Origin of the sequence: Candidatus Protofrankia californiensis (assembly GCF_900634765.1) — a bacterium.
Taxonomy (GTDB): Bacteria; Actinomycetota; Actinomycetes; order Frankiales; family Frankiaceae; genus Protofrankia; species Protofrankia californiensis.
Genome location: NZ_CAAAFT010000076.1, coordinates 15,091 through 19,875 on the forward strand (window position 1 = coordinate 15,091; position 4,785 = coordinate 19,875).

Sequence of the window (4,785 nt, forward strand, 5' to 3'; positions counted from 1 at the left end):
GGCCGTTCTCGCGGACGCGGTCGAGGAGGCCCTGGTCGGCCTCGGAGGGCTGCGCGTGGACCGTGACGGCGACGCGGTCGTAGCCCGAACCGATCTGGGCCGAGCGACTCGGGTGCTGCTCGCCGGGCATCTGGACACCGTTCCGATCGCGGACAACCTACCCAGCCGGGTAGCGGACGGACGCCTGTACGGATGCGGAACCTCCGACATGAAAGCGGGGGTGGCCGTGATGCTGCGGCTGGCAGCCGTCTTCGCCGCATCCGCCGGCTGTGCCCTCGCCCACGACGTGACCTGGGTCTTCTACGACAACGAGGAGGTCGACGCCGTCCGCAACGGCCTGCGGCGCCTGGTCGCGAACCATCGGGACTGGCTGGACGCCGATCTCGCGCTGCTCCTGGAACCGACGTCGGGAGAGATCGAGGCCGGCTGCCAGGGCACCCTGCGGGTGGTCGTCACGGTGCCGGGACGCCGGGCACACTCGGCGCGGGCATGGCTCGGGGAGAACGCGATCCACCGCACCGCGCCGCTGCTGGAACGGCTCGGTAGCTACCGGCCACGGACCGTGATGATCGATGGCTGCGCCTACCGGGAAGGTCTCAACGCCGTGCGCGTCAACGGCGGGGTGGCCGGCAACATCATTCCGGACGCGTGTGAGGTCGTGGTCAACTACAGGTTCGCTCCGGATCGTGACGTTTCCCAGGCGCTCGACCACGTCCGGGAGACCCTTGACGGGTTCACGCTTGAGCTGGCCGACAGCGCGGACGGTGCGCTGCCGGGGCTGACCGCACCGGCAACGGCCGCCTTCGTCCAGGCGGTGGGGCGCACGCCCGTCGCCAAGTACGGCTGGACCGACGTGGCCCGCTTTGCCGCGCTCGGCATCCCGGCGCTGAACTACGGTCCGGGTGATCCCAATCTTGCGCATACCCGGGACGAGTACGTCGAGCTGGAGCGGATCGACGCTGCCGAAGACGTGCTACGCCGTTACCTGGCCGGACCGGCTGCCGGCCGGCAGCCGGCGCTGACGCGTCCCGAAGCCTGACGCGACCGCTACAGGCGCTCCAGGTGCTACCAGCCTGATACCGCTGCTGCCTGACACTGCCCCTGATATTGGCTGTCACCACGGCCCCGGATATCCGATGGACCGATGGTCATCATGATTCAGTCGGTCACATCTGGAATATCCGGGGCGAGACCGGCGTGCAGTGCATCGATGATCGGTGTCGGTATGCCGGTCGAGGCCGCCCAGCTCGAGGCGCCACCATTTCGCGACCGCAGCAGTTCGAGGAATATCTCCATGGTCTGGGCCTGAAGAAGCGCCGGGCCGAGTCCGAGTCCGGCTTCGGTCGATGCGCCGTACAGTGGATTCTGCTCCAACCTGGCGGCGATGTGGTGCGCGTGGTGATTGCTGCGCACGAAGTCCCGCGTGATCTCGTCGTTTCTGACCCCGACCAGGCTCAGGAGGATGGCGGCGATGAGACCGGTCCGGTCCCGCCCGGCGGCACAATGAAAAAGTACGGGGACATCCTTGTCCAGGGAATCGGCAATGACTCCGAAAATTTTCCCGATGGTGGGTGCGCCTTCAATGAGGTTCTTGTAGTAACCCTCGGCGAGCGCCCCGGGATCGCGACCATCGGGAAATGGCTCACGACCGATTCGGCCCTCCGGCATCACGGAGAGATGATAGGTCTCGAGTTCCGGGAAGATTCTTTGGTCCTGGAGTCCGTCACCGTCGGCCTCCTCGGCCGTCCGCAGGTCGATGACCACACCGACCCCGACCTTGTCCAGGATGTATCGCCGGTCGCCCGTCGACAGGTTGTCAAGCGCATCCGATCTGAATACGAGCCCATGTCTCGTAAGTTGATCATTGTTCAGTGCCAGTCCGCCAAGATCTCGAAAGTTGAACAAGCCGTCGAACGTGAAGGACACTGGTCGGCCCCCTCGACGTGTATGGAAAGATCTTGGTGTCCGGTGGCAGAAGTGAATCCTACCGCAAGGCCGCGGCCTGTGAGGTGTCCGTGGAAATTACATCCGATAACAAGTGGAGGGAGTGGGAGGGCGGTCCGAAATACTCCATGACTCGACTGTGTCGAGGGACGACCGTCAGCCACCCCGGCCTCCGCGCTGAGTGTCCGGAGTCGGCGTCGCCGCCGCGCCCGGCCTCGAGTTGAGCCCGACCTCGGGCACAACGGCATCTTGGGCACACGGTAATCAGGGCAGATCCAACCCGTAGTGACATACAGGATTCACGCCCACAACAACCGTGTAATGATCAAATCAAGAATAGGCGGCGAAGTGGAGGCATCGGAGCGCCTGAGGATAGGTGTGTCGCGAATCGGACGGCCCTGTCCTCGGACGCTCTCAGTGACCCGGCGAGTTGGGCCTCCGGCAGTATGAAAGGAACATGATCGCGCTTCCTTCGGCCCGCTACGCGAGGCCCCGGCGCGCGACGGCGAGGTCCCGTGTGCCGCGGATTGCCGCCACCGTCTCCAGGACCTTCCGGGTTGGCTCCACCTGGTGAGCCCGGAAGATCCGGGCGCCGAGCCATGCGCTCACCGCTGTCGCGGCCAGGGTGCCTTCCAACCGGTCCGTCACGGCCGCGTCGAGGGTCTCGCCGATGAAGTCCTTGTTCGACAGCGCGACGAGCACCGGCCATCCGGTGGCGACAAGCTCGGGGAGCCGGCGGGTCGACTCCAGGGAGTGGCGGCTGTTCTTGCCGAAGTCGTGCCCGGGGTCGACGATGATGGCCTCCGGTCGTACGCCGACTACCTCGGCCCGTTCGGCGAGCCCCGTCGTCGTGGTGATGATGTCGGCGACCACGTCGTCGTAGGCGATCCGGTGGGGGCGGGTCCGGGGCGGCAGGTGCCCGGCGTGGGTGCAGACCAGGCCCAGTCCGTGCTCGGCGGCGACCTCGGCGAGGTGGGGGTCGGTGCCGCCCCACGCGTCGTTGAGCAGGTCGGCGCCCTCGGCCGCCACGATCCGTCCGACCTCGGCACGCCAGGTGTCCACACTGATCACGATGCCGGGGTGCCTGGATCGGACCAGCCCGACGAACCCGCCGATCCGGCGCAGTTCTTCGGCTGTGTCGACGTCCTCACCCGGAGCGGCCTTGACTCCGCCTATGTCGATGATCTGGGCGCCTTCCGCGACGGCGCGGTCGACGGCGGTCAGTGCCTCGCTCTCACCGTAGGTGGCGCCCCGGTCGAAGAAGGAGTCCGGCGTCCGGTTGATGATCGCCATAATCACCAGGTCGGACGGGCGAAATGTCGAAGAACCGAGCCGCAGGTCACCGCCGGGGCCTGGTGGGAGCGCGTCGTTCGGCGGCCCGGTGCTACCGGCGGCCTCGACGTCGGTGGACATCCAGACCAGCTTAGCCGGTCGTCTCCCTGCGAACCGCTGTACACCTGCGAACTGCTGTACACACGCGGACGGGGTGGCACATGCGGCGGAACTTTTCCGGGCGTGTAACGATCGTTGTGTGTTGCTCGCCGTCGAGATCGTGGTTGTCGCCGCCATCGTCTTCGCTGTCGCCGCCCTTGCGGTGGGCAGGTTCGACCGGTTGTCGCCCGCTCCGCGCGACGCGGCTGACCATCGCCTGCCGTCACCGACCGTTTCCGCGGACGACGTGGCCGGTGTCCGGTTCGAGATGGCGCTGCGGGGTTACCGGATGGCCGATGTGGATGCGGTACTCGCGCGCCTTGCCGACGAGCTTGCCTGGCGCGACGCCGAGCTCGCGCGACGGGACGAGGAGATGGTCAGGCTGGCCTCCTTCGCCCATTTTGATCACTACTCGTGGTCCTCTCGGAGCGTGGACCAGCGCGGATGGGACGACCAGGCCAAGGGTCCGGACGCTGCGAACGCCGCCGCTGACGCCCACCACTGCACCGATACCGGCGCCACGCGGCGCACCTCGGATGCCCCGGACAGCCCACGAACCCCTCTGCCCACGCCGCCGCCGAGCTGACCGACCTACGAGCGCCCGGGCGACCGAGGGCAGGGTGTTCGATCAGTGGGCGGTATCCGGATGTGATGTGTCGCGAGGCGTGGGGTAACGGCTTCAGCGGCGGTGTGGCGGGTGGGCGACACACCGGTGACTTTCCCGTCGTCCGCAGTGTCCTTATCGTGGGTGCTGGTTCGGATCGTGCTCGTGTTGGCCGTCCGGGGGTGTCTTTGGTGGTTTGCGGATCTGTCAGCCTGTGTCTGTTGTGGCGCTGCGGGGTGACGTGTTTCGGTTCCCGGCCTGTTCTCCGGGATAATCGCTGGTGGTAGCAGGTCCGACGGCAGGAAGAGGTGCACCGATGGCGGCCATGAAGCCGCGGACGGGTGACGGTCCGCTCGAGGTCACCAAGGAGGGCCGCAGCATAATCATGCGCGTCCCGCTCGAAGGGGGTGGCCGTCTCGTGGTGGAGCTGTTGCCTGACGAAGCGAAGGATCTCGGGGACGCTCTGAAGTCGGCTGTGGGCTAGGCGTGCGCAGTCAGCGCGCCCAACGTTCCCGTGAATAACGACTGGGTTGCTCCCCGCCCACCGGCTGTGAGGCTGTGGGCCGGTACGCCGTTGGACGCCGGTGTGCCGGTCCTGGCCTTGCTGACCCTTACCCCGGGGGAGGGCAGTGCTTCGGCCGTGGTGACCCCGGCCGGCCGCAAGGTCGGCGAGTCGCTCGGCATTGATTTGGATCTTCTGCTTGCCGGGGAACGCGCCAGCGGTGACCAGGCGGAGGTGATCGCCGTCCCGTTGGGGCGCGCCGACGGGCCACGCAAGTTGTTGCTGGTGGGAGCTGGCAAGCGGG

General features: G+C 67.1%; 5 protein-coding genes and 1 pseudogene. 4 read left to right on the top strand and 2 right to left on the bottom strand.

The features are described 5' to 3' along the window. The coding region (dapE, locus tag DD1DGNOD_RS04785; protein ID WP_241255466.1) for a succinyl-diaminopimelate desuccinylase at window positions 1–1,039 on the top strand (1,039 nt) is incomplete at its 5' end. Between the two features lie 119 nt (window positions 1,040–1,158). Here dapE and DD1DGNOD_RS04790 read toward each other — a convergent pair. Then, on the bottom strand, window positions 1,159–1,926 hold the full coding sequence (locus DD1DGNOD_RS04790) for a tyrosine-protein phosphatase (RefSeq protein WP_165036426.1): 768 nt from the start codon (window positions 1,924–1,926) through the stop codon (window positions 1,159–1,161). A 498-nt stretch (window positions 1,927–2,424) separates the two neighbouring features. Beyond that, window positions 2,425–3,237, bottom strand: coding sequence for a dihydropteroate synthase (gene folP, locus DD1DGNOD_RS04795; protein WP_346434266.1), 813 nt, complete (start codon window positions 3,235–3,237; stop codon window positions 2,425–2,427). Window positions 3,238–3,475: 238 nt separating this feature from the next. Between folP and DD1DGNOD_RS04800 the strand changes: the two genes are divergently transcribed. The 3 genes and pseudogenes from DD1DGNOD_RS04800 to DD1DGNOD_RS04810 form a co-directional block, all read left to right on the top strand. Beyond that, complete coding sequence (locus DD1DGNOD_RS04800) at window positions 3,476–3,961, top strand: DivIVA domain-containing protein (RefSeq protein WP_131769546.1); 486 nt, start codon at window positions 3,476–3,478, stop codon at window positions 3,959–3,961. Between the two features lie 334 nt (window positions 3,962–4,295). Next, complete coding sequence (locus DD1DGNOD_RS04805; RefSeq protein ID WP_131765420.1) at window positions 4,296–4,463, top strand: DUF3117 domain-containing protein; 168 nt, start codon at window positions 4,296–4,298, stop codon at window positions 4,461–4,463. A 30-nt stretch (window positions 4,464–4,493) separates the two neighbouring features. After that, window positions 4,494–4,785, top strand: a pseudogene (locus DD1DGNOD_RS04810) (hypothetical protein); the annotation flags it as partial.